Below are 24306 nucleotides of genomic sequence, written 5' to 3'. Positions count from 1 at the left end.
CGAGGAAGCGGGTTCGGCGGCAGAACACCCCAACGGATCAAGGCCTCAGGGCCGCGCGGACGATCTCCAGGGCTTCCTGCGACGACAGGCCCAGTTCCGCGGACATCGACGCGTACTGGGCCGCCGCCGCACGGACGCGCTCCCGGTTGTTGTCGCCGTTGGCGCTCACCACGGTGCCGGCGCGGCCCCTGGTTTCGACGAGGCCCGCCTCCTCCAGTTCGCGGTAGGCGCGGGCCACCGTGTTGACCGCCAGACCCAGGTCTTTCGCCAATGCCCGCACCGTGGGCAGTTTGGCGCCCACCGGCAGTTCCCGATTTGAGATGGCGTGCGCGTAGTGCACTCGCACCTGCTCGTACGGAGGCATGTCTCCTTGGTAGTCGATCTTCACCGCGTCCCGTCCTCCCCGCATGTAACTACCTCTGTGTTGACCAACGGGGGAATGCGGCTGAGGTTGCGGTCGAATCAGCGGAGATTGGTCTGGTCCGCGCCCATCTGCACGTAGAGCTTTGTGCCATTGGGCGTGTAATGACGCACGATGGGCAACGAGACGACAGTGTCTCAATTACCCTTCCGCGGCTTTCGGTGCGACGACCGTGCCGCGGGCGCGCGTCACGACGATCGGCTCAGCCAGCACGTCGGCAGCCGAAGGGCCGCGATCGGGCGCCGACCGGCACACCACGCGCGCCTCGAACTCGATCTCCCGCGAGCGTTTTCCGATGCGCACCAACGTCGCCGTGGCCTCGATGACGTCACCGGCCTGGATCGGCGCCGCGAACTCGACCGAGCTGTACCCCGCGAACAGCCCCTCGTCGGAGTCCGTGTGGATCAGCAGCTCGGTGGCGACGTCACCGAACATGCCGAGCCCGTAGGCACCGTCGACCAGGTTGCCGCCGTAGTGCGCATGCGAGTGCGGCACATAACGGCGGTGTGTCACCGAAAAACCTTCGACCAAAGCCCCGCTCACGCGGCGACCCCCTTCTTCTCCTGCACGGCGTGCACCAGGTAGCTCGCGACCTCACCCGGCGTGGTCCCGCGCGAGAACACCCTGTCGACCCCCAGCTCCGCGGCCATGAGCGGGTCGAACCGCGGGCCGCCCGCGACGAGCAGCGGCCGCCTGTCCCCCATCGCCTCCCGGAACGCCGCGGACATCTCCTGCGTGTTCAGGATGTGCGCGTCCCGTTGCGTGACGACCTGCGAGATCAGCACGGCGTCGGCCTTCTCCGCGCGGGCACGGCGAACCAGCTCGGGCACGCTCACCTGCGCGCCGAGGTTCACGACCTTCAGCTCGCGGTAGTACTCCAGGCCCTTCTCGCCCGCGAAGCCCTTGATGTTGAGGATCGCGTCGATGCCGACGGTGTGCGCGTCCGTGCCGATGCACCCGCCGACCACGACCAGCTTGCGCCGCAACACCTTCTTGAGCGTCGTGTTGACCTCGGCCGGGCTGAGCAGCGGGTACTCGCGCTCGACGACCTTGACCTCGTCCAGGTCGACGATGTGCTTCACCGAGCCGTAGACGACGAAGAACGTGAAGTTGTCGCCGACGGGATGCGAGTGGACCACCATCGCGGGGTCCACGCCCATCTTGTTCGCGAGCTGCTGCGCGGCGCCGTCCGCCTTGGGGCCGAAGGGAATCGGCAGCGTGAACGACGTCTGGATCATGCCGTCGCCGGTGGTGTCACCGTACGGCCGCACGTACCTGGTCACTGCGAGGCCTCCAGCATCTCCGAAGCCGGGTTGAAGTAGTCGTCGGCCTTCTCGACCACGCCGTCCGCACCCTTGCCCTGGTCCGCCGGGCGCTTCATCAGACCGAACGTGCCGTCGGCGATGGCGTTGAGCAGGCCGTCGTCCACGATGCGTGCCAGCAGGTCCACGGCCTCGCCGAGGACCTGGTGGGCGCGCTTGACGATCAGGCCGTCCGGTGCGGGGCGGAAGTCCTCGGCGAGGTTGCCCGCCGCGTTGAGCACGTACCGGACGTTCCGCAGGGCCAGGTCGCGGTCGGACAGGAACGGCGTCACGACCGCCTCGGTCATCATGCCGACGAGCAGAATGGACTGTCCTGTCAGGACACCCGCGAGGTTGAAGAACCCGTCCAGCAGATAGCCGTTGAACACGTCGCCGGTCATGTGCTTGGTGGGCGGCATCCACTTGAGCGGCGCGTCCGGGAAGAGCTCGCGGGCCAGCAGCGCGTGCGCGAGCTCGAGGCGGAACGAGTCCGGCACCTTCGGGTTGATCTCGAAGGCGTGGCCGAGGCCCAGCAGGTGGTCGGGCAGTCCCGCCTCGTGGGCGAAGTGCTCGTTGAGCAGCTGGCTCACCGTGACGGTGTGCGCGGCGTCGACGGCGTCCGCGGTGGTGAGGTAGTTGTCCTCGCCGGTGTTGATGATGATGCCCGCGCGGGCGTGGACCTGGCGGGAGAAGCGCTGGTCGACGAACGTGCGGATCGGGTTGATGTCGCGGAACAGGATGCCGTACATCGAGTCGTTCAACATCATGTCGAGCCGCTGGAGCCCGGCCAGGACAGCGATTTCCGGCATGCACAGCCCGGACGCGTAGTTGGTCAGCCGCACGTACCGGCCGACCTCCTTGGACACGTCGTCCAGGGCCGCGCGCATGATGCGGAAGTTCTCCTGCGTGGCGTAGGTGCCCGCGAACCCGTGGTGCGTGGCGCCTTCCGGCACGTAGTCGAGCAGGCTCTGGCCGGTCGACCGGATCACCGCGATGACGTCGGCGCCCGCCCGTGCCGCGTTCTGGGCCTGCACGACGTCTTCGTCGATGTCGCCGGTCGCGACGATCAGGTAGATCCACGGCCGCTGCGCCGGGTCGCCCAGCTTGGCGACGAGCTTGTCGCGCTGGGCCCGGTTGCGGTCGACGGTCCTGATGCCCTTGGCGACCGCGGACGTGGCGGCCTTCTTCGCGGCCGTCAGTTCCTTGCCGGTGGGGATCCTGAACTGGATCTGTCCCGCCGCCGCGGCCTCCGCGAGCTCGGTGAGGGTGCCGAGGTCGTGCTGCTTGAGCGCGTGGAACGCCGGCAGCACCACGCCGTGCTCCAGCCCGCACTGCTCGCGGACCGTGTCGATCACGCGGTTGACCCACGGCACGTCACCGGCGCGGTGGGTGGAGTCCGCGCCGGTGATGCCGGCCAGGCGAAGCGTGGCGCGCTCGACGGCGACGGTGGTGTGCGCCTTCGCGATGGACACCACCGGTTCGGCCGCCCGCGCCGCCAGTTCGCGCGCGGTGGCGACCACTTCCGGGTCGAGGTCGAGCAACGCCATGAAGTCACTTCCTTTCGTAGATAGTCCGGCCGTTCAGCACAGTTCGCACGCAGACGGGCGCGGGCCCGGTCAGGTCGGGCAGTCCGGGCACGCCGGAACGCGGGTCGAGCGACCACCGCTGCACCCGCGAGTCGCTCCCGGCGACGACGAGGTCACCGGTCTCCCACACCGCGTACGTCGCGGGCGCACCGGGCTGCAGCGTGCCGGTCAGTCCGTCGTCCACGCCCGCCGCACGCCAGCCGCCACGTGTGTGGGCGGTGAAGGCAGCCCGTGGCGAGATGCCGTGGCCCTCGGTCTTGTGGTGCACCGCGGCGCGCACGGCAGCCCACGGATCGATGGCCGTCACGGGCGTGTCCGAACCGAACGCGAGCACCACGCCCGCCGCCGCGAGCCGGGAAAAGGGGTTCAACCCCACTCCGCGTTGGGCACCGAGGCGCTGCGCGTACATGCCGGTCGGGCCGCCCCACTCGGCGTCGAACAGGGGCTGCACGGAGGCGATGACGCCCCACCCGGCCAGCAGCTCGGCCTGCTCGGCGGTGACCATCTCGACGTGTTCGAGGCGGTGCCGCGCGGACGCCAGCGCGGGCGTGCCGAGGCTCTTCTCGGCGATCGAGAAGCCCTCGACGACCGCGGCCATGCCGGCGTCGCCGATCACGTGGAAGCCCGCCTGCACGCCCAGTTCCGCGCACTTGACCAGGTGGTCGGCGATCTGCTGAGCGGTCAGGTAGAGCGCGCCGCACGTGTCCGCGTCGGCGTAGGGCTCGACCAGCGCGGCGGTGCGGGAGCCGAGCGCGCCGTCGACGAAGTGGTCACCGGCCAGGCCGCGCACCGGAACGCCCGGCAGCTCGTGGGCACCCCAGTAGGCGACGACCTCGGGGCCCTCGTCGTGCCGGAGCAGCTCGCGCAGGTCGTCCTCGCCGGAGATGTCCGGACCGGCGCACTCGTGCACGGACGCGATGCCCATCGACGCGGCGTGACGCAGGAACGCCAGTTGGGCGGCCTGGCGCTGTTCCGGCGTGATGACGGCTTTGGCCGTGCGACGCACGTGGTGGTGGGCCGCACGCGAAAGAGGGCCGTCCTCGGAGAAGCCGTCAGACGTGCGGGCCTCGTCGGTGATCAGGTTTGACGAGACGAGGGCCGAATGCACGTCGATGCGCGACAGGTAGACGGTCTTGCCCTGAGCCGCCTCGTCGATCTCCGCGCGCGTCGGCGGCCGGTTCTCCGCCCAGCGGGTCTCGTCCCAGCCGTGCCCCCACACCAGCGGCCCCTCTGCGGAGCGGACCTGCTGGAGCAGATCGTCCACCGAGGACGTCCGGGTCAGGTCGAGGCCGGTCAACAGCAGTCCGGCGCTCGTGGCGTGCACGTGGGCGTCGACGAACGCGGGCGCGACGAAGGCACCGTTCAGCTCGACGACCTCGGCGCCGGGGTGCAGCGCGCGGCCGACCGAGTCCTGTCCGATCCACACGACGACGCCGTCCGTGACGGCCATGGCGGTGGCATCCGGTGCGTAGATGCGGCCACCGACCAGAAGTTGCGTACTCACGTCACGCAGTCTGCCGTTGCTCGAACAGCGCCCGCACACCCGGTTGGGTCCTGATCAGGTCCAACGCGAAAGCGGCGTGACCGGGCACATACCCGTTGCCGACCAGCATCTCGACGTCCGCCGCCAGACCCTCCGCGCCGAGTGCCGCCGCGCTGAAGGAAGTCGCCATGGAGAAGAAGATCACGGTGCCGCCGTCCGCCGTCGCGAGGATGGCGCCGTGCTCGCACCCCGGCACGTCCACACACACGACCGTGACATCGACCTGCTTGCCGACCGCCTCGGCCACGGCGACGGGGTTGCGTGCGTCCGCGATGACGACCTCGTCCGCGAGGCCCGCCGCACGGACCTGCGCCGCCTCACGCTCCGTCGGCACCAACGCCACGAGGCGCGACGCACCGGCCTGACGCGCAGCCGCGAGAGAGAGCGAACCGGACTTGCCGCCACCGCCGAGCACCAGCACGGACCCGCCGGGGTGCTTGCGCACGACACGGTCGGTCAACGCCGGAGCACCGCACACGTCCAAAACGGACAGCGCCAGCTCGTTCGGCAGGTCGTCCGGCAGCACGGCCGCGATGGAGCGACCGAACAGCACCGCGGTCCCACGGCACGGCACCTGCTCGTCCTCGCCGTCCCAGTCCTGCAGGCCGTCGTTGATCTTCAACGGCGTCAGCGTGAGGCTGACCAGCGTGGCGATCCGGTCGCCCGCCTTCAGCCCGAGCGGCGACTCCGGCCCGACCTCCAGCACCGTGCCGAGCAGCATGCCGCCCGATCCGGTGACCGGGTTCTGCATCTTGCCGCGCTCGGCGACGATGTCCAGCACGGCCTGCCGCACCGCGGCGCCACTGCCGTGCTGCTCCCTGAGCTGCCGGAACGAGGCGGCGTCCAGGTTGAGCCGCTCGACCGCGACGATCACCTCGTCGGCGGCGGGCACCGGTTCCGCGTCGAGCCGCCACGCCTGCTGCGGCAGGACGCCCTGAGGCTCGACGACGCGGTGCAGTCCGTACGCGCTCACCTGAAAATCCTTCGGTCGACGACGCTGTCTCGACAATATCTTCACGTAGCGCGTAAAGATCCCGCAAGCTTCACTCTGAAACCAGTCGGAACCACCTGCAGTCGTACGGGTCCAGCTCCAGCTGCGGCAGGCACGGGTCACCGGTCAGGACGTCGGTCAGGGACCCGTCCACGTCCAGCCGCACCGACAGCGGACGGCCGGCGAAGTTGTGCACGGCGATGACGGTGCCACCGTCGCAGTCGGCGCGATGGGCGAGCACGCACGGGTCGCCCACGTCGAGGACCTGGAAGGTGCCCCACGCCAGCTCGGGACACTCGCGGTAGGCCTCGATCAGCCGCCGCATCCAGGACAGCAGCGAGTCCGGCGCGTGACGTTGCCGGGCCGCCGCCTCCCAGTCCATCGGCACCCGCACCGCGAGCCGGCCTTCCAGCGACAGGTCCTCGACCAGGCCGATCTCCTCGCCGTAGAACAGCACCGGCGTGCCCGGCAGCGCGAACAGCAGGCTGTAGACCATGCGGATGCGGCGGTAGTCGTCGCCCAGCATCGACGGCAGGCGACGGCGCAGGCCACGGCCGTAGAGCTGGTGCTCAGGTTCGGGACCGAACGCGGCGAAGACCTCGGACCGCTCGTCCTCGGGCAGCTTGTCCAGGGTCAGCTCGTCGTGGTTGCGCACGAACGTCGCCCAGTGCCCGTCGCGCGGCGGCTGCGGACGTTCCTGCAGCGCCTTGACCAGCGGGCCGCTCGACCGCCGCGCCAGCGCCAGGTACATCGCCTGCATGCCCACGAAGTCGAAGCACATGGTCAGCTCGTCGCCGACGCCCTGGCCGAAGTAGGCCATCGTGTCCTTGTACGGCAGGTTCACCTCGCCCAGCAGGACGCTGTCGCCGTTGCGGCGGTTCATGAACGCGCGCAGGTCGGTGAGGTAGTCGTGCGGGTCGGGCAGCGCCAGGGCGTCCAGGCGGTCGGTGTGTTCGAGCAGGAACGGGACGGCGTCGACGCGGAAGCCGCTCAGCCCGAGCTCCATCCAGAAGCCCATGATCCGCGCGATCTCGTCGCGCACCTCGGGGTTGGAGACGTTGAGGTCGGGCTGGTGCTTGTAGAAGCGGTGCAGGTAGTACTTGCCGACCTGCTCCGAGTACTCCCAGAGGCTGTTCTCCTCGTCCGGGAACGTGATGCCCTGCGGGCCGTCGGCGGGCGGCTCGTCGGCCCACACGTACCAGTCGCGCTTGTCCGGGTCGTGGAACCACGGGTGCTGGTCGGAGGTGTGGTTGACGACGAGGTCGGCGATCACGCGCAGGCCCCGGTCGCGGGCGGCGCGGACGAACTCCACGAAGTCGCCGAGCGAGCCCAGCCGCGGGTCGACCGAGTAGTAGTCGGTGATGTCGTAGCCGTCGTCGCGTTCGGCCGTCGGGTAGAACGGCATCAGCCACAGACACGTGACGCCGAGCTCGTGCAGGTGGTCGATGCGCTCGGTCAGGCCGCGGAAGCCGTTGTCGGAGAACGTCTCCGGGTCCAGGCAGTACAGGACGGCGTTCTTCCACCAGACGTCGGACGTGCGGATCATCTCGTCACCTCCGGAAGCACGTGCTCGCCGAACGCGTCGACGAACGGGATCAGGTCCTGGCCGACGTGGTGCAGGTAGATCTCCTCGAAACCGAGTGAGGCGTAGGTGTGCAGGTTCTCGATGTGCCACTTCAGGTCCGACGACACGTCGACGACCTTCGCCACGTCGTCCGGCGTGACGTTCTCGGCGACGACGTCGAAGTGCTCGGCCAGCTCCAGGTCCCAGCAGACCGGCGGGCGGAACACGTTGGTGCGCCACTGCTCGTGCGCGATCTTGAGCGCGGTGTCCTGGTCGGAGGCCCAGCTCAGGTGCACCTGGAGGTGGAGCTTGCCGCGGCCGCCCGCGTCGCGGTAGGCGTCAACGAGCGAGTGCAACCGTTCAGGAGGCGCGTTGACGGTGATCAGGCCGTCCGCCCACGTGGCGCACCAACGCGCGGTCTCCGGGCTGACGGCGGCGCCGATCAGGTGCGGGGGTTCGTCCGGCAGGGTCCACAGCCGGGCGCGGTCGACCGTGACCAGGCCGTCGTGGCTGACCTCCTCGCCGTTGAGGAGTGCGCGGATCACGTCCACGCACTCGCGCAACCGGGCGGCGCGGACGTCCTTGCGCGGCCAGCCGTCGCCGGTGATGTGCTCGTTGCTGGCCTCGCCCGTGCCCAGCGCGGCCCAGAACCGGCCGGGGAACATCGCGGCGAGCGTGCCGATCGCCTGAGCGGTGATCGCCGGGTGGTAGCGCTGGCCGGGCGCCGTGACCACGCCGAACGGCAGCGACGTCGCCTGCAGCGCGGCGCCGAGCCAGGACCAGGCGAACCCGGAGTGGCCCTGGCGCGAACTCCACGGTGAGAAGTGGTCGGAGCTCATCGCGGCGGCGAACCCGGCGTCCTCGGCCCTGCGCACGGCGGTGAGCAGGCCGTTGGGGTGGATCTGCTCGTGCGAAGCGTGGATGCCGTAAACGGTCATGCGCCTTCAGGTACCCCGCACAACACACGAGCGAACTTTCCTCGCTGAACCGTTGAACCGATCCCGAACGGCATCCGTGTGGATGTCAGCACCCTCGCAGCGGAGGAGAACGGCGATGTTCAACGAGACCCGGATCGGCACCGCCACCGTCGTCGAGTTCATCCGGCCGGACGGCACGGTCGAGCCGATGAACGTCGACCTCCATTACCGTTCGGACGATCCGCACGCCGTCACGCTGCGGTTCCACACCAGCGACCAGGAGTCGACGTGGCTGGTCGGCCGCGAACTCCTGTCCGACGGCCTGCTGGCGCCGGCGGGCCTCGGCGACGTGCGGCTGCGACCCGACCACGACGACGTTCTCGTGCTGGACCTCTTCACCGAGGACTCGCACGCGGTGTTCCACCTGCCCGCCACCGATCTGCGCCGGTTCCTGGAGTCGACCTACGCGGCCGTGCCTGCCGGGCGTGAGGTCGTCGACTTCGACCTGCTGCTGAAGGACCTGCTCGCCTGAGCAGACAGCCGGAAGTCGGGTCCGCAACTCGCCGTCTGGTGGGGTGGATGAAGGGCGCCTTCATCCACCCCAGGTGGAGGAAGGCGCCCTTCATCCACGTAACTGCCCGGTAGACGGGGGCGCGGACAAGACCGCCGGCAAGCCGCTCAAAGCCGCAGGCCCAGCACCAGCTTGTCCGCGGAGTCGATCACGCGGAAGCCGAGGTGTTCCCAGAAGCCGATGCCTTGCTTGTTGTGGTGCCGCACATGCACATGAACGCCCTTCTCCAGACGTTCGAGCACGGCGCGGACGAGCTTGCCGCCGAGCCCCTTGCCCTGCGCGCGGGGCAGCAGGTTCGCGTGCATGTGCGCCGGATAGTCCAGCGCCAGCAGCGGATTCACCCGCACCGGCTCGTGGATGTGCCGCACGACCCGGTTCGCCTTGGGCGTCAACGGATAACGGAGGCGCAGGTCAGGCCACCAATCGCGTTCCATCCGCTCCTCGAAGGCCTCGCTGTCGGCGGCCGCGATCGCGTACCCGCAGACACCTTCGTCGTCCTCCGCGACAAACGCGAGATCCGGCGCGAACGCCACATACGGACCGACGTACGCGTGACCGAGCAGACGCGGGTCATCGAACAGATGGCGCGCGCCCAGCCCACCGTTGCCGGTGTCCAGGCAGATGTCGTACAGCGCGTCCAGGTCAGCGGGCCGGTACGCGCGGATCACGTCAGCTCGCGCCGATCCGTGACCACCACGTGGTCGACGTCCACGACCTCGCCCTCGACGACCTGACCGGGCCCGAAGCGCCGCTCGTGCTCGAACTTCAGCGCCGCCGCCTCGGCCCTGCGCGCGATCCGCCGGCTCACCAGCCTGCGCGTGGGCGGGAAGAGCAGGAACAACGCGGCCACGTCGCTGATGAACCCGGGCACCATGATCAGCACACCGGCGGCCGCGATGAGCACGCCGTCCGCCATCTCCTGGTGCGGCTGCCGCCGCTTCCACACGGCCTCGGAGAACGCGGCCATCGTCTGCGCCCCCTGCCGCCGCACCAGCTGCAACCCGACCAGGGTGCCGACCAGCAGCAGCGCGATCATCCACAGCCCGCCGATGGCGTTGCCAACGGCGATCATGACCGCGATCTCGGCGAACATCCCCACGAGCACCAGGGCGAAGACAGGCATACCCGGACAACGCGCGAGCCGCCCGAATTGCTCCCGCACCGCCCTCCACCAGGCCTCAAGCAGAAATATTTACGGCAAGCTAGCGGTATGACAGGATATCTTTACGCGACCTCGACGCAGAGGAGTACGGATGACTGCGCTGCACGACGCCCCCACGGCGTTGGAACGGCTGGACCGCCAGCCGTACACGTACGTGCGCCGTGAGCTGGTCGAGCCCGACTGGCGGCGCTTCCCGGGCTGGTCCCACGTGACCGAGGCGCAGTGGCGCGACGCCCAGTGGCAGCGGGTGAACTGCGTGAAGAACGTCAAGCAGCTCCGCAAGGTCACCGGCGACCTGCTGACCGAGAAGTTCTACGACGACCTGGCCGCGGACCAGGAAACCTTCGCGACCATGTCGATGCTGATCCCGCCGCAGATGCTCAACACCATGGCGGTCGACGCGGCACCTTCCGACTTCACCGACGCCTTCCTCGCCGACCCGGTCCGCCGCTACATGCTCCCGGTCCGCTCGGACCGGGACCCGCAGTGGCCGTCGCACCCGCACTCCCAGCGCGACTCGCTGCACGAGGCCGAGATGTGGGTCGTCGAGGGGTTGACCCACCGCTACCCGACCAAGGTCCTCGCCGAAATGGTGTCGACCTGCCCGCAGTACTGCGGGCACTGCACCCGCATGGACCTGGTCGGCAACTCCACGCCGTTGATCGACAAGCACAAGCTCTCGCTGAAGCCGGTCGACCGCCAGGACCAGATGATCGACTATCTGAAGAAGACGCCAGGCGTGCGCGACGTCGTCGTCTCCGGCGGTGACGTGGCCAACGTGCCGTGGCCGCAACTCGAGTCGTTCCTCATGCGCCTGCTCGACATCGAAACCGTGCGCGACATCCGCCTCGCCACCAAAGCCCTGGCCGGCCTCCCCCAGCACTGGATCCAGCCACGCGTCGTAGAAGGCCTGGAACGAGTGGCCCGCACCGCCTCCCGCCGCGGCGTCAACCTCGCCATCCACACCCACGTGAACCACGCCCAGTCCGTGACCCCCCTCGTCGCCGAGGCCGCGCGCACCGCGCTGGAAGTCGGCGTACGGGACGTGCGCAACCAGGGCGTCCTGATGAAGGGCGTCAACGCGACCCCGGACGACCTGCTGGACCTTTGCTTTGCGCTGCAAGGGGAAGCGAACATCCTGCCGTACTACTTCTACATGTGCGACATGATCCCCAACGCCGAGCACTGGCGGGTGGCGGTGTGGGAGGCGCAGGAACTGCAGCACGCGATCATGGGCTACCTGCCTGGGTACGCGACGCCACGCATCGTGTGCGACGTTCCGTACGTCGGGAAGCGGTGGGTGCACCAGCTCGCCGAATACGACCGTGAGCTCGGGATTTCCTACTGGACCAAGAACTACCGGACCGGGATCGAGCTCGAAGACCCGGAGGCACTGGACCGCCGGTACCCCTACTACGACCCGATCTCGACGCTGGGCGAGGCCGGCCAGAAGTGGTGGACCGACCAGACCTGACAGGGTCACGACGGGGTCGTTTTCGGAACATCTTCCGAAGGCGACCCCATCGGCATGTTTTGCCTGGTCAGGACCCGCAGAGTCGCATTGGGCCCAGACGTCAAACGCCCCCGGTTTCCGCAGGGGTCCACAAAGGACAGTGACGATCGTTCACATCGGACGGTCAAACTCGTGGGATCGGTCCATCGTCGGGCGGACACGCCCCAAGCTGACTCAGCCCCCTCACCTCGCAGGCGAGGCTGAGCAACGAGCGCCAAGTCTTCGGCGACGAGCTTGCCGAGTTCTTGTGGTGGCTACCGGCACGTTCGTGAACTGGTTGCCGACCTCGACTTGTGGGTTGGTCCTGGCGGGGCGGTGGCCGCGGTTGGCGCCACTCTCCTGCGATGCCGGACGCCTGCAACGACTGACGTGCTTGTGGCGATTTGTCTTGGTAGCGCCGCAGTCTGCCGATCGGCGCTGACTTCGACGATCGAGGAGCGCACATGGCGGAGCTGGTCGAACTGTATTCGAAGGGCATCAAGCGAAAGCTCCAGAACTACTGGCCCGCCTGGCTGCCTGGAACGCACTTCGCGATCGGCGACATCGGAGTTCTGAACGGATACCTGTTCGAGAAGGTCGGCAGTCTCCGCGAACTCGGCCTCAAGTACTACGAAGAGGTGGACGCCGACTCCAGTTCGCTGGACATCTCCTCCGGGTCCGAAGTCTCGGTTTCGTTCAAAGCGGCCGGCGAGGTCAATCCGTCGTTCGCTCATGTCGGTGCCGCCGAGGTCGGTTTGAAAGTAGAGCTCGGAAGCACGGGTGCTTTCGTCGTTCACGCACCGGAAACTTTTGAGTCGGAAATCGGAGATCGGCTGAACCTGCGCGGTCAGGTCATCGACGCGTTCAGAATGGGGCGCTGGGAGAAGGACTGGCTGGTCGTCATCCGGCTGCTGAAGGCGCCCAGTGCGACCGTGCTGATCTCGAGATCGAGCAATTCGCTGCTTGAGCTCAGCTCCAGGGTCGACCTGTCCGGTGTGGTCGCGGCCTTGGGCGCAGCGGACGCCGGTGTCACCATCAAGTACAAGAAGGGCGACACGGTGAACATGATCGGCGGCAAGAACGTGACACCGCTGTTCCAGCTCGCCCGGCTCAAGACCAGCTTCTTCTCGGAGCCGAAGCTCGAAACCAGGAGTTTGCGAGCCAGTGATCCTTCGCTGGCCGACTTGACGCCGTCACTCGTCCGAGCGGATCGAGAGCTCGAACAGTCGCTGACCTTCGAGACCCTGACCGACGGCGAGCTGACCCGGGGCTGAGGTGGAGAGGTGAACGAGAATCTCAGGGCCGAATACGAGAAGTATCTCGCTCGGCACGGGCTCAGACCGAGAAGATTGCCATCGCTGCGCACCAGGGAGGCTGCAGAGCGCGAGATGGTTCGCATCATGTACGAGGAAGCCAGGTCGCGTGACGATCCCATGGCGGAAATGATCCTGGCGAGCTATGAACGGATGCGGAAGTCCGGTCATGCCGAGACCCGGCACACGGCGACGATCATGATCGAGAGTTCGGCGGCAGAGGTGGAGGCGACGATCAGGTCGTTGCCGAAGTTCGCTGAGATGTTTCATCACGACGTCTTCGTGGGCGAGTTCCCCACCGGGTCCATCAATTGCGCGACCGTGAAGGTCGACGGTGGCTTCCTGGTGCTCGTCAACTCCGGGATGATCTCGATGTTGGGGCAGGTCGTGAACTTCCTGTGGCGTGGAGATCCGGACGACTCCGATTCGATCCGGAGCATGCAGGCAGCCGACGGCGTGGCAGAAGTGCTCGCCAGCTATCTCAGAAACGGGGACCCGTTCTACGGCCCCCGGCCGGTCAACGGCGGAATGATCGCGATAGCTGTCAAGTGCATGGTGGACGCCGCGCTGAAATTCGTCGTGGCACACGAGTACGGCCACGTTCTGTTGGGTCACCTGTCGGGAACCGCCACTGAGACGCTGCCGGTCAACACCGAGGTCGGCGCGATAGAGGCGCTTCGCAAGAGTCATGACCAGGAATTTCAGGCAGACGAAATCGGTTACGACCTGACTCTTGGCGTGGCCCGTGAAGAATTTGATCTCGCAGTGATCGATGCCGCGCGTTCGGACGATCGTGCGTTGCTTCCGGCGACCAAGCAGAAGAGTCTGATCGCTGCTCCCTTCGTTTCGCTCGCCGTCGACGTGGTGCTGGAAAAGTTCTTCGCTGAAACAGCTCCTGCCGGCAACGCTTCGAGAGTGCGCGGGACTCATCCGCCGGCTGTCGAGCGTGTGGTGCGACTGCTGAAGCAGCGTCCGAGCGAGAGCAACGATCACTGCAGTTTCATCAATCGACCGTTCATGCTCCTGCCATCGGCCGAACGGATTGTGAAACGGATGACCGATCGCCTTCTTGCCGCATCCGCTGAAACCACGGAAAGTGACAGTGGAACGCAAGAAGAGTTCGAGGCGAGCTGGCTCGACGACATCATCAGCTGTGTCGACGCGATCCGCAGCGTTGATGCCCGGACGGCCGCCCTGGTTCTGGCCGACGCGTTCGAGCGGCAACGAACGTTTCTCGAGAGAGATTCAGACGTGGTGTTGCGCGAACTGGTGAGGGCGACGCTGGGGCAAACAACGAACATCACGGAGACGCTGCTGGGCCGCCATCGACTCAGGAGAGCCCTCGATGCGGTGATACCTGACCAGCAGCCCAAAGGTCTTGAACTGGTCAGAACCGTGCTGAACGAGCAAACTCAGACCCTCGCGAGCGTTCCGGCAGAATTCAACCTCGTTGAAGCCATGATTTTCGCGTGGCAAGGCGAGCGCGCACAAGCGATGTCTTCGGTTCGAGCCGCCCTCGCCGCCGGTGTTTCGGATCCCGACGGCCGAATGGCGCGCTTCGCGTCACTGGAGACGAAGGCCTTGGAACTGGACGTGAGGCTTGACGTTCAGGAGATGCTCAGCGCCGTGGCCCTGAGGGCTGTGCGCGGTGACACGACAGCCGCTCGTGAGGTTGCCGCGCTGGTCAATGCCTACACAGAATATCTCGGCATCACCCTTGGCCCGGTCGATCAGCGCATGATCGAGACACAGCTGAGAAGGTGATCGATGAGTGACACGTGGATTCTCGATCCAGCGGTCCGTCATGTGGTGCTGTGCACGAGCGCGGAGCAGCCCGGTCTGTGGGAGCGATCCCATCGGACATGCCGGACATACCCGCGAGTGTTGATCTTTATGAAGGGCTCTTTCATCCACTCCAGGTGGATGAAAGAGCCCTTCATAAAGATCAGGCCGTGCGTCAGTTCGCGATCAAGAGCCACTGGCCAGGAGCTTCCCGACCAAGGTTGTCGCGCTGACGATTGGCGAACGCTGCGTTCCCGTACAACCGAAATGCGGCATGCGCGGACGCGTTGCCCTTGCGAAAACCGTTGGTGACCGACTTGCTCCGCTGATGTACTGATGGCCACCGTGAATCTGCTGCGTGACGGAGGTAGTAGGTGTGAGTGGCTATAACTCGCTTGCCGAGGTGTACGAGTGGCTCATCTCAGATGCAAAGCTGGCTCCGGCCGAGTTCGCCGCGTCGTTCGATGACGTCCTCAGTCTTCTGCCGCCGAATGCTCACGTCCTCGATTGTTCGTGCGGGACCGGGCAGTTGGCGGTTGGCCTCGCCGGTCTTGGCCTGCACGTTGTCGCAACTGACGCCAGCGAAGCGATGGTTCGCCGGACTGCGGAGTTGTCCGAGGAGTTCAGGACATCTGTCCGGACGGTGCGGGCGGACTGGCAAGAGTTGCCCGACCATTTCGATGACGACACCTTCGACATGGTGTTCTGCGTTGGCAACTCGCTGCACCACGCCGAGGGCGCGCGAGGCAGAGTCGCTGCTCTGGAGTCGATGTCACGGCTTCTGCGCCGTGGTGGGCGCTTGGTGCTCACCTCCCGCACGTGGGAACTCGTGAGGGCCAGAGGTTCCCGGCTGGACATCAGTGACCGACTCGTCCGCCGGAACGGTCGCGATGCCGTCGTGGTCTACCGCTGGGACATTGCGCCGAACTGGGAGGACGAGCACCACATCGAGATTGCGATCGCGCAAGTGGATACGGCTGGGTCGGTTCTTGCCCGCTCGGAACTGCTGTCGAGCTGGCCCTACCGATACGAAGAACTCGAAGTCGAGTTGCACCGGGTCGGACTCCAGCCGGAAATGAGCACGTTCAACCCTGAGGCCGAGAACTACATGGTGGTGGCGAGCAAGGTATAGACAACGGGCTCTCAGTCCGTGGCCGGACCGCGCGGTTGCGACCAGGAGGCTTGCGTCGTCTCGTTGGCATTTCCGAACCTGTTCTCTCAGTGGATCACCTGCAGTCGGTGGTCCCACGACGGTGGCAAACGACAGTTCCTGCCGTCACCCCTGGCAGCCACACCCCGAGGCGGTCTTCGCTTCGGCCACGGTGACGCCTGGGTCGACAGCCCGTTCGTCGGTTGTGCAGCAAGCGCTCACGCCACAGCACGAGTCTGCTTCCCGAGTAGGCGCGGTTGAAGTCACGGGCTTGATGTCGAGGGGCTTCACGGCGCGGACGATGGCGGAGTGCATGCCGTCGGCTGCCTCGGAGGTCGGGGTGATCTCGACATCGGCGAAGCCGGCGGCTTCCAGTCCTTCGCGGTACTCGGTGAAGGTGAGTGCGCCGGCGATGCAGCTGACGTAGGAGCCGCGTTCGGCTCGTTCAGCGGGCGTGAGGTGGTCGTCGGCGACGACGTCGGAGATGCCGACGCGGCCACCGGGGCGCAGGACGCGGAAGGTCTCGGCGAACACGGCGGGCTTGTCGACGGAGAGGTTGATGACGCAGTTGGAGATCACGACGTCGATGGTGTTGCCGGGCAACGGGATGGCTTCGATGTTGCCCTTGAGGAACTCGACGTTGGTGGCGCCGGCCTTGTCGGCGTTGGACAGGGCGAGCGCGAGCATCTCGTCGGTCATGTCCAGGCCGTAGGCCTTGCCGGTCGGGCCGACCCGGCGTGCCGAGAGCAGGACGTCGATGCCGCCGCCGGAGCCCAGGTCCAGCACCCTCTCGCCCTCGCGCAGTTCGGCGACGGCGATGGGGTTGCCGCAGCCGAGCGAGGCCGCCACCGCCTCGGCGGGCAGCTCGTCGCGCTGGGCCGCCGGGTAGAGCGTGGCGCCGAAGGTCTCGTCGACCTCGACTGCTTGCGGTCCGCAGCAGCCGCCTCCGCCCTGGGTGACGGCGGTCGCGGCTGCGGCGTAGCGGGCGCGGACGGTCTCGCGCAGGTCGGTCTGCTCGCTCATGAGCGGTCCACCTCCAGGCTGTATTGAACTCTGTCTATGCAGTGTTGCGCAGAGCCCGAAGTGCCGTCAATATTGAAATATGTCGAAGCAAGCGTCGGGCTGCTGCGAGCCGCTGTCAGAAGAGCCGTTGGCCGCAGAGGAGGCTGCCGAGCTGTCGGCGATGTTCAAGGCGCTCGGCGACCCGGTGCGTCTGCGACTGCTGTCGATGATCGCGTCACGCACCGAGGGCGGGGTGTGCGTCTGCGAGTTGACGCCCGCGTTCGAGCTGTCTCAGCCGACGATCTCGCATCACCTCAAGCTGCTGCGTCAGGCGGGTCTGGTCGACTGCGAGCGCCGGGGCACGTGGGTCTACTACTGGGTGCGTCCGGAGACCACTGACCGGATGGCCGCGATGCTGAGCAGCGTGCGCCGGCCCGTCACGGCCTGATCGACGCGGCGATCTTCGCGACCGTCGCTTTCGCGGTCGGCCCGACGCCGATGAGGGTCGCGGAGGCGGGGCCGGTCCAGCCGCCGTAGCCGAGCAGGTGCAAGCGCGGCTCGTCCACGGCGGTCGTGCCGTCGACGGCGAGGCGGCCGTCGGCGTCACGCAGTCGCAGCGGGGCGAGATGGCTCACGGCGGGACGGAACCCGGTGCACCACACCACGACGTCAGCGCCGGACAGCGCTTCGGCATCCATCGGCGTGGCGACGAGCAGTCCGTTGTCGCGGGCTTCGCGTACCGGTGGGACGGCCACGATGTCGCCGAGCTCGCTGACGCTGCCGTGCCGGGTGGCGATGTCGAACAGCGCTTTGCCGTCGATCTCGTCCGGCATGTACCGCGGTGGCCGGCGGGTCGTCCAGGTCAGGTCGGCGTGCGGCACCAGGTCCGCGGCGATCTGAGCGCCGGAGTTGCCGCCGCCGACCACCACGACCTTCCGGCCGGCGAACTCGAGTGGGTCGCGGTAGTCGACGGTGTGCAGCTGAAGACCGGGCAGGTCCATCAACGGACGGAAGGGCCGCCACCAGGTTCCGGTCGCGCTGATGACGTGCCGCGCCGACCAGGTTCCGGAGTCGGTGTGCACCAGCAGCCGATCACCGTCGCGCGTCACCGACGACGCCCGGACTGGCCGTTGAACGGGGATGTCGTAGCGCTTCTCGTAGGCGGCGAGGTAGTCGGCCACATGCTGCGCGGTCGGGTATCCGTCCGGAAAGGACGGCATCGGCCAGCCGGGCAGCGAGCTGTGGCGGGTGACGGAGAACAGGCGCAGCGAGTTCCACATCAGCGGCCACGCCCCGCCCGGCACGGGTTGCGCGTCCAGCACCACGTGGTCGATTCCAGCGCGGCGCAGGTAGAAGGCGGCGGCCAAACCTGCCTGGCCGCCGCCGATCACGACGACGTCAGAGCTGAGCACGTGCTACCCAGCGGCGCCGGAGCCACAGGCTGACGTAGACGAGGGCGACGAGCACCGGCACCTCGATCAACGGGCCGACGACACCGGCGAGCGCTTGGCCGGAGGTCACGCCGAACACGCCGATCGCGACGGCGATGGCGAGCTCGAAGTTGTTGCCCGCCGCGGTGAACGCCAGCGTGGTGGTGCGCTCGTAGGAGAGTCCGGACGCCTTGCCCAGCGCGTAGGAACCGGCCCACATGATGGTGAAGTAGACCAGCAGCGGAACGGCGATGCGGGCGACGTCGAGCGGCCGGTTGGTGATGGTCTCACCCTGCAACGCGAACAAGATGACGATCGTGAACAGCAAGCCGTACAAGGCGATCGGGCCGACGCCGGGCAGGAACCTCGACTCGTACCAGTCCCGCCCTCGGGACCGCTCGCCCAGCTTGCGACTGAGGTAGCCGGCCAGCAATGGGATGCCGAGGAAGATGAGGACGGACTTGGCGATCTCCCACGCGGAGAAGCCGACCGACGCGGTGTCGAGGCCGAGCCGGCCGGGCAGCAGGTCGAGGTAGAACCAGCCGAGCACGCCGAACATGACGACCTGGAACACGGAGTTGAGCGCGACGAGGACCGCGGCGGCTTCGCGGTCGCCGCAGGCGAGGTCGTTCCAGATGACGACCATGGCGATGCAGCGGGCGAGGCCGACGATGATCAGGCCGGTGCGGTACTCGGGCAGGTCGGCCAGGAAGATCCAGGCCAGCGCGAACATCAGCGCGGGACCGAGAGCCCAGTTGAGCACCAGCGAGAGCAGCATGGTGCGGCGATCACGGGTGACGGTGTCGAGCTTGTCGTAGCGGACCTTCGCGAGCACCGGGTACATCATCAGCAGCAGGCCGAGCGCGATGGGCAGCGACACCTCACCGATCTTGACCGCGTCCAGCACGCCCTGCAGGCCGGGGACGAACCGGCCGAGCATCAGGCCGGCGACCATGGCGACGCCGATCCACACCGGCAGCAGCCTGTCCAGGAAGGACAGTCGGTGCAGCACGTCCGGTGCCGCGGTTTCGGTGGTGCTCAACGGGTTCTCCTCGGTGTGGGCAGGCGTCATCACCCGATGGCGGCCATCGGCGCGAGGTGTTGTCAGGTCAGTCACAGCAGGCGCTGGTGTCGCGCAGCGGCCCTCCCGGCGCCAGCACCGCGGCGAGGGCGTCGATGGCGGCGTTGTCGATGCGGTACCAGCTCCAGGTGCCGCGGCGTTCCCGGCTGAGCACGCCGGCGTTGACGAGGATCTTGAGGTGATGACTCAGCGAGGACTGCGGCATGTCGAACTGGTCGGCGAGGTCGCAGAAGCACGCCTCCTGCCCCTCGGTCCGGCGCACGAGGCCGACCAGCTCGACGCGGATCGGGTCGCCGAGCGCCTTGAACAGGCGGGCGGCGGTCGCCGAGTCGAGCAGGGTCTGGTCCGGGCTGGTCATGGCGATGACCATAGCCGCTTGGATTGACAAAAGTCGATACACGGGGGTGTGATATGCATCGACGAACTTCGGTCCAAGGAGATCTGATGTCCCGCACCCGCGGACTTCCCCAGCACGAGCTCACCGCCCAGCTGCTCCGGATCACCGACGAACTCTCCGACCGCTTCCACGGGCGCGTTCAGCCGCGAGACCGTCGCCGAGGTCGTGGACGAGACCTACGACCTGCTCGCCGAGAACGCCACGGTCACCACCTGCCTGCCGATCCTGACCGCGCGGTTCGCCAAGCAGAGGCCCACCGGCCAGGGCCGCGCTGACGGCCTGACCACCATCACCGTGCCGCAGGTGCTGTTCATCTGCGTGCACAACGCCGGCCGCTCCCAGATCGCCGCCGCGCCGCTCGCACACCACGCGTTCGGCAAGGTGTCCGTGCGCTCGGCGGGCAGCAAGCCGACCGGCACCACCGACGCGCCGGCCGAGCTCGGCGTCGAGCTGACCGAGGCGTTCCCCAAGCCGCTGACCGATGAGGTCGTGCGGGCCGCCGACGTGGTGGTCACCGTGCGCGACATCCGCGGCGACATCGACCGCCGGGTGCGCGGCCTGCTGTCCGAACTTCTCCAGGGCTGAGACGCCACCCCGCTGTTCACCTGGATCACGCATGATGAGAACCACCGCGACAAGGAGATGACCGTGTCCAAGACGCCCGAGGTGCTGTTCGTCTGCGTGCACAACGCGGGCCGCTCCCAGATGGCCGCAGCACTGCTGCAGCACTACGGACTGGGCCGCATCGCCGTCCGCTCAGCGGGATCCGCGCCCGCGGAGAAGGTGAACCCGGCCGCCGCGGAGGCGCTGGCCGAATGGGGTCTCGACATCACCGCCGAGGTGCCCTCGAAACTCACGACCGAGGACGTCGAGGCCTCCGACGTGGTGATCACCATGGGCTGCGGCGACACCTGCCCGGTGTTCCCCGGCAAGCGCTACCTGGACTGGCAGCTCGACGACCCGGCCGGCCAGGGCATCGACGCAGTGCGGCCGATCCGCGACGAGATCGACCGCCGCGTCCGCGGCCTGGTCGCCGAACTGCTCGGCTAACGCGGCACGCTGGCGGTCGACAGCACGCCCGCCAGCACCCCGATCAGGCCGAGCACGACGAACACCGCCGGGAAGCCACCGAGCACCGCCGCCAGGGCGCTGCCCGCCCACGGTGCGACCGCGGCTGTAAGCATGACCGGTGCGATGAGCAGACCGTTGAGCTGTCCGTAGTGGACCGGGCCCCACCGGTCGGTGATCGCGGTCGCCTGCACCAACGTGAAGATCCCGCGCGCAACGCCCGCGAGGACCGAGCCGGTGATCAGCAGCAGGGCCGGGCCGGGCACGACGCCCAGCAAGGTCGTCACGACCGCGCTGATCAAGAGGATCAGCAGGGTGCGGGTGCGCACCGACGTGTTCGCGGCCAGCCGGGCGTAGCCGAGCCGGCCGAGCACCTGGCCGACGCCGCCCAGACCGAGCGCGATCGCGGCGGCCGAGGTCGTCATGCCGCGTTCGGTCAGCAACGGGACCAGGTTGATCACCACGGCGTACACGCTGAACGCGGCCAGGCTCATCGCGACCACGAGCACCAGGAACGGCCTGCTCCGCGCCACCGCCGATGGCGCGTGAACGGCTTCGTGCTCGATCGCCGGCCACGGCAACCGCAAACCCCACAGGTGCAGCGGAATCGTCGTGACAGCGAGGAACCCGGCCAGCACGAGGTAGGTACCGCGCCAGTCCAGGCGGTCGTTGAGCACGGCGGTCAGCGGCGCGAACACGGTGCTGGCCAGCCCGGCCACCAGGGTCAGTGCGGTCAGCGCGGACACCCGGCGCGGCCCGTACCAGCGGGTCAGCGCGGCGAACGCGGGCGCGTAGAAGACCCCGGCCATCGCGGCACCAGCGAGCAGCCACGCGGCGGTGAACCACACCAACGAGTCCGCGGTCGCCAGCCCGACGAGGGCGAGCACCGCGACGACGGAGCCGGTGGTCATGACGGCGCGCGGGCCGTGCCGGTCGAGCAGCTTGCCCACCGGGATGCCCACCAGGCCCGCGACGATCTGGCTCGCGGAGAACCCGGCCGTGATCGCCGCGTACGACCACCCGGTCCGCGAGCTGATGGTCGGCAGCAGCACGGGGAAGGCGTAGTAGAGCACACCCCAGCTGATGATCTCGGTGGCGCACAAGACGATCAGCACACGGCGCAGTCCGGCACCGGTGCCGGGCTGCGCCGTCGTGTCAGCGTGCACTGGGCGCAAGACCGATCGTCACGTCAACTGCCTCTGGTGCACCGCAGCAGCCGCCGCTGTTCTTCTGCTCCGAGGGAGCGTCGAACACGCCCGCACCCCCGCAGACTCCTGTCTCCGGCAGCACGAGCTCCACCCGCCCCGCCGACTCGTGATCACCGGCGATGGCGGCGACGACGGAGCGGACCTGCTCGTAGCCGGTGAGCGCGAGGAACGTCGGTGCGCGGCCGTAGCTCTTCATGCCCACCAGGTAAACACCCGGCTCGGGGTGGCGCAGCTCGTTCTCGCCATGCGGGTAGACGGTGCCGCAGGAGTGGACGTTCGGGTCGATCAACGGCGCGAGTTTCGCCGGTGCCTGCAGCACCGGGTCCAGGTCCAGGCGGATCTCCGACAGCCACGACAGGTCCGGCCGGAATCCGGTCAGCACCACGACTTCGTCGATGCCCTCGACGCGGTGGCCGTCGAACGACTCCAGGATGAGCTTGCCGTCCTCGCCACGCTCGACCGCGGCCGTGCGGAACCCCGTGACGGTCTCGATGTGACCGGCCTCGGCCGCCCGCTTCGCCCGCAGCCCCAACGCTCCGCGCGCGGGCAGTTGGTCTGCCTCACCGCCGCCGAAGACGTTCCCGACGGCACCTCGCCGCAGCAACCACACGATCTTCGTGCCCGGCTCCTGCTCGGCCAGGTCCGCAAGCGCGACCAGCGCGGTGAGCGCCGAGTGCCCGCTGCCCGCGACGGCGATCCGCTTGCCCGCGTACCGACCGCGCTCAGCCGCCAGGTCCGGCACCCGGTAGTTGATCTGCGCGGCCGCCGCCTTCTCCCCCGCCGCAGGCAGCCCGTCTCCGCCAAGCGGATTGGGCGATCCCCACGTGCCAGAGGCGTCGATCACCGCGCGGGCGGTGATCCGTTCCCCGCTCTGCAGGTGCACGGTCAGCGGCTCGTCCTCACGGCCCGCGTCGACAACCCGGTCCCGGCCGCGCCGCGCGACACCGACCACGCGCACCCCGAACCGCACCCGGTCTCCAAGTGCCTCGGCCAGCGGCGTCAGGTAGAGGTCGGCCCACTCCGCGCCGGTCGGGTAGCGGTCGCCGTCCGGGCGCACCCACCCGGTTCTGGCCAGCAGTCGCCCGGCCGCCGGGTCGACCAGCTCGCTCCAGCGCGAGAACAGCCGCACGTGATTCCACTGCGACACGGCCGCACCGGCCCGGTCGCCCGCCTCCAGCACGAGCACCCGCTCGCCTCGCTCGACCAGATGGGCCGCCGCGGACAAACCCGCAGGTCCGGCACCGACCACGACGACTGGCAACTCGCTCACCACACACCCCTTGTATCGAAGTTTCTCGAATCAGCACCAGGGACTGTATCGACCGCGATCGATTGACGCAACCATCGATTTGCGTCGATACTTCACGGCATGACGACCACAGCGGCCTCCCCAGCCGCGCTGCCCGCCGACGACGCCGCGACCTGCGCGGGATGGTTCGCGTGCCTGGCCGAGCCGACCCGAGTGCGGCTGCTGCACGCCGTCGCCACCTCGGGCCGCACGATGACCGTGGGCGAGCTGACCGAACTGCTCGTCATCAGCCAGTCCACCTGCTCACACCACGTGCGCAAGCTGGCCGAGGTCGGCTTCGTGCGGGTGCACAAGGAAGGCACCGCCACCCGCGTCAGCGTGAACCCGTCGTGCCGCACCGGCCTGCCGCACGCCGCCGAGGTTGTCATGGGCGTGCTCGCACCCCGCCCGTGCTGCCCGGAGAACCTGCCGCTCGACGTGACCGTCCGCGCGATGCGCGGCGAGGACTGGACCGCCGTGCGCCATATCTACACCGAGGGCATCGCCACCGGCGACGCGACGTTCGAAACCGAAGTCCCCCAACGCAGAGCGCTTGACGCCAAGTGGCTGCGCGACCACCGCTGGATCGCCGAGATCGACGGCACGGTGGCGGGCTGGGCGGCCGCCGCACCGGTGTCCACACGGGACTGCTACGCGGGTGTCGCAGAGCACTCCGTCTACGTCGCCGCCGACTTCCGCGGCCGAGGTGTCGGCAAGGCGTTGCTGCACAAGCTGGTCACCGCCGCCGACGCCGCAGGCCTGTGGACGTTGCAGACCTCGATCTTCCCCGAGAACCGCGCCAGCCTCGCCCTGCACCACTCCGCGGGCTTCCGCACGCTCGGCGTCCGCGAACGCATCGCCCAGCACCACGGCGTGTGGCGCGACACCGTGTTCCTCGAACGCCGGGCAACCAACTGAGCAGGTAGCCAGAAGTCGTGTTCGCGACTCGCCGTCTGGTGAGGTGGATGAAGGGCGCCTTCCTCCACCTGACGTGGATGAAGGCGCCCTTCATCCACCTAACTGGCCGGCCGGGCGAGTT

25 protein-coding genes are annotated in these 24306 nt (G+C 68.1%); 9 read left to right on the top strand and 16 right to left on the bottom strand.

Annotation, left to right across the window (positions count from 1 at the left end; translation table 11 throughout):
• Positions 1-37 precede the first annotated feature (37 nt).
• The 8 genes from ABZV40_RS08585 to ABZV40_RS08550 form a co-directional block, all read right to left on the bottom strand.
• Complete coding sequence (locus tag ABZV40_RS08585) at positions 38-409, bottom strand: GntR family transcriptional regulator (protein ID WP_355437593.1); 372 nt, start codon at positions 407-409, stop codon at positions 38-40.
• A 153-nt stretch (positions 410-562) separates the two neighbouring features.
• Positions 563-934 (bottom strand): hotdog fold domain-containing protein, encoded by a 372-nt coding sequence (locus tag ABZV40_RS08580; RefSeq protein ID WP_355437591.1) that lies wholly within the window; start codon positions 932-934, stop codon positions 563-565.
• 26 nt (positions 935-960) lie between these two features.
• Positions 961-1704 carry an OAM dimerization domain-containing protein gene (locus ABZV40_RS08575; RefSeq protein WP_355437589.1) on the bottom strand — a complete coding sequence of 248 codons (744 nt, stop codon included), beginning with the start codon at positions 1702-1704 and terminating at the stop codon, positions 961-963.
• Entirely contained in the window at positions 1701-3269 is a 1569-nt protein-coding gene (locus ABZV40_RS08570) for a lysine 5,6-aminomutase subunit alpha (RefSeq protein WP_355437587.1), read from the bottom strand. The genes ABZV40_RS08575 and ABZV40_RS08570 overlap by 4 nt, the downstream gene beginning before the upstream one ends.
• 4 nt (positions 3270-3273) lie before the next feature.
• A complete protein-coding gene (locus ABZV40_RS08565) occupies positions 3274-4821 on the bottom strand; it encodes an amidohydrolase (protein WP_355437937.1) in 1548 nt (515 codons plus the stop codon).
• Positions 4814-5824, bottom strand: a complete 1011-nt coding sequence (locus ABZV40_RS08560) for an L-erythro-3,5-diaminohexanoate dehydrogenase (protein WP_355437585.1) — start codon at positions 5822-5824, stop codon at positions 4814-4816. Before ABZV40_RS08560 ends, ABZV40_RS08565 begins: the two co-directional genes overlap by 8 nt.
• 70 nt (positions 5825-5894) lie before the next feature.
• On the bottom strand, positions 5895-7388 hold the full coding sequence (locus ABZV40_RS08555) for an alpha-amylase family protein (protein WP_355437583.1): 1494 nt from the start codon (positions 7386-7388) through the stop codon (positions 5895-5897).
• Entirely contained in the window at positions 7385-8344 is a 960-nt protein-coding gene (locus ABZV40_RS08550) for a TIGR03885 family FMN-dependent LLM class oxidoreductase (RefSeq protein ID WP_355437581.1), read from the bottom strand. Before ABZV40_RS08550 ends, ABZV40_RS08555 begins: the two co-directional genes overlap by 4 nt.
• Before the next feature lie 115 nt (positions 8345-8459).
• Here ABZV40_RS08550 and ABZV40_RS08545 point away from each other — a divergent pair, with 115 nt between their 5' ends.
• The gene (locus tag ABZV40_RS08545) at positions 8460-8855 is read left to right on the top strand and encodes an SsgA family sporulation/cell division regulator (protein WP_355437579.1); all 396 of its coding nucleotides are present in this window, start codon (positions 8460-8462) and stop codon (positions 8853-8855) included.
• Positions 8856-9001: 146 nt separating this feature from the next.
• Here ABZV40_RS08545 and ABZV40_RS08540 read toward each other — a convergent pair whose 3' ends face one another.
• Together ABZV40_RS08540 and ABZV40_RS08535 are read right to left on the bottom strand one after the other, a co-directional pair.
• Entirely contained in the window at positions 9002-9562 is a 561-nt protein-coding gene (locus ABZV40_RS08540; protein ID WP_355437577.1) for a GNAT family N-acetyltransferase, read from the bottom strand.
• Positions 9559-10017, bottom strand: coding sequence for an FxsA family protein (locus ABZV40_RS08535; protein WP_355437575.1), 459 nt, complete (start codon positions 10015-10017; stop codon positions 9559-9561). The genes ABZV40_RS08540 and ABZV40_RS08535 overlap by 4 nt, the downstream gene beginning before the upstream one ends.
• A 130-nt stretch (positions 10018-10147) precedes the next feature.
• On the opposite strand from ABZV40_RS08535, the gene ABZV40_RS08530 reads away from it, so the two are divergent.
• The 4 genes from ABZV40_RS08530 (at position 10148) to ABZV40_RS08515 (ending at position 15775) form a co-directional block, all read left to right on the top strand.
• On the top strand, positions 10148-11530 hold the full coding sequence (locus tag ABZV40_RS08530; protein WP_355437573.1) for a lysine 2,3-aminomutase: 1383 nt from the start codon (positions 10148-10150) through the stop codon (positions 11528-11530).
• Between the two features lie 482 nt (positions 11531-12012).
• Positions 12013-12822: a hypothetical protein gene (locus ABZV40_RS08525; RefSeq protein ID WP_355437571.1), complete on the top strand. Its 810-nt coding sequence runs from the start codon at positions 12013-12015 to the stop codon at positions 12820-12822.
• Positions 12823-12831: 9 nt separating this feature from the next.
• The gene (locus tag ABZV40_RS08520) at positions 12832-14625 is read left to right on the top strand and encodes a hypothetical protein (RefSeq protein WP_355437569.1); all 1794 of its coding nucleotides are present in this window, start codon (positions 12832-12834) and stop codon (positions 14623-14625) included.
• A 394-nt stretch (positions 14626-15019) separates the two neighbouring features.
• Positions 15020-15775: a class I SAM-dependent methyltransferase gene (locus ABZV40_RS08515; RefSeq protein ID WP_355437567.1), complete on the top strand. Its 756-nt coding sequence runs from the start codon at positions 15020-15022 to the stop codon at positions 15773-15775.
• 144 nt (positions 15776-15919) lie between these two features.
• Here ABZV40_RS08515 and arsM read toward each other — a convergent pair whose 3' ends face one another.
• Entirely contained in the window at positions 15920-16816 is an 897-nt protein-coding gene (gene arsM / locus ABZV40_RS08510) for an arsenite methyltransferase (RefSeq protein ID WP_355437565.1), read from the bottom strand.
• 79 nt (positions 16817-16895) lie between these two features.
• Between arsM and ABZV40_RS08505 the strand changes: the two genes are divergently transcribed.
• Entirely contained in the window at positions 16896-17243 is a 348-nt protein-coding gene (locus ABZV40_RS08505; RefSeq protein WP_355437563.1) for a metalloregulator ArsR/SmtB family transcription factor, read from the top strand.
• Here the strand turns inward: ABZV40_RS08505 and ABZV40_RS08500 are convergent.
• Genes ABZV40_RS08500 through ABZV40_RS08490 form a run of 3 tightly spaced genes read right to left on the bottom strand, consistent with a single transcriptional unit; the run spans position 17233 to position 19664 of the window.
• A complete protein-coding gene (locus ABZV40_RS08500; protein WP_355437561.1) occupies positions 17233-18207 on the bottom strand; it encodes an ArsO family NAD(P)H-dependent flavin-containing monooxygenase in 975 nt (324 codons plus the stop codon). The two genes, ABZV40_RS08505 and ABZV40_RS08500, sit on opposite strands and share 11 nt — an antisense overlap.
• Positions 18194-19297, bottom strand: coding sequence for an ACR3 family arsenite efflux transporter (gene arsB / locus ABZV40_RS08495; protein ID WP_355437559.1), 1104 nt, complete (start codon positions 19295-19297; stop codon positions 18194-18196). The genes ABZV40_RS08500 and arsB overlap by 14 nt, the downstream gene beginning before the upstream one ends.
• A 37-nt stretch (positions 19298-19334) precedes the next feature.
• On the bottom strand, positions 19335-19664 hold the full coding sequence (locus ABZV40_RS08490) for a metalloregulator ArsR/SmtB family transcription factor (protein WP_355437557.1): 330 nt from the start codon (positions 19662-19664) through the stop codon (positions 19335-19337).
• Positions 19665-19868: 204 nt separating this feature from the next.
• Here ABZV40_RS08490 and ABZV40_RS08485 point away from each other — a divergent pair, with 204 nt between their 5' ends.
• Both ABZV40_RS08485 and ABZV40_RS08480 read left to right on the top strand, forming a co-directional pair.
• Positions 19869-20288, top strand: coding sequence for a hypothetical protein (locus ABZV40_RS08485; protein WP_355437555.1), 420 nt, complete (start codon positions 19869-19871; stop codon positions 20286-20288).
• 63 nt (positions 20289-20351) lie between these two features.
• On the top strand, positions 20352-20753 hold the full coding sequence (locus ABZV40_RS08480) for an arsenate reductase ArsC (RefSeq protein WP_355437553.1): 402 nt from the start codon (positions 20352-20354) through the stop codon (positions 20751-20753).
• Here the strand turns inward: ABZV40_RS08480 and ABZV40_RS08475 are convergent.
• Together ABZV40_RS08475 and ABZV40_RS08470 are read right to left on the bottom strand one after the other, a co-directional pair.
• Entirely contained in the window at positions 20750-21937 is a 1188-nt protein-coding gene (locus ABZV40_RS08475; protein WP_355437551.1) for an MFS transporter, read from the bottom strand. The genes ABZV40_RS08480 and ABZV40_RS08475 overlap by 4 nt on opposite strands.
• Positions 21927-23249, bottom strand: coding sequence for an FAD-dependent oxidoreductase (locus ABZV40_RS08470; protein ID WP_355437549.1), 1323 nt, complete (start codon positions 23247-23249; stop codon positions 21927-21929). The genes ABZV40_RS08475 and ABZV40_RS08470 overlap by 11 nt, the downstream gene beginning before the upstream one ends.
• Before the next feature lie 99 nt (positions 23250-23348).
• Between ABZV40_RS08470 and ABZV40_RS08465 the strand changes: the two genes are divergently transcribed.
• A complete protein-coding gene (locus ABZV40_RS08465; protein ID WP_355437547.1) occupies positions 23349-24185 on the top strand; it encodes a GNAT family N-acetyltransferase in 837 nt (278 codons plus the stop codon).
• The last annotated feature ends 121 nt before the right edge of the window (positions 24186-24306 follow it).

The sequence above is a fragment of the Lentzea sp. NPDC004782 genome, assembly GCF_040609115.1.
Taxonomy (GTDB): domain Bacteria; phylum Actinomycetota; class Actinomycetes; order Mycobacteriales; family Pseudonocardiaceae; genus Lentzea.
This window is presented reverse-complemented; position numbering and strand designations above follow the sequence as displayed.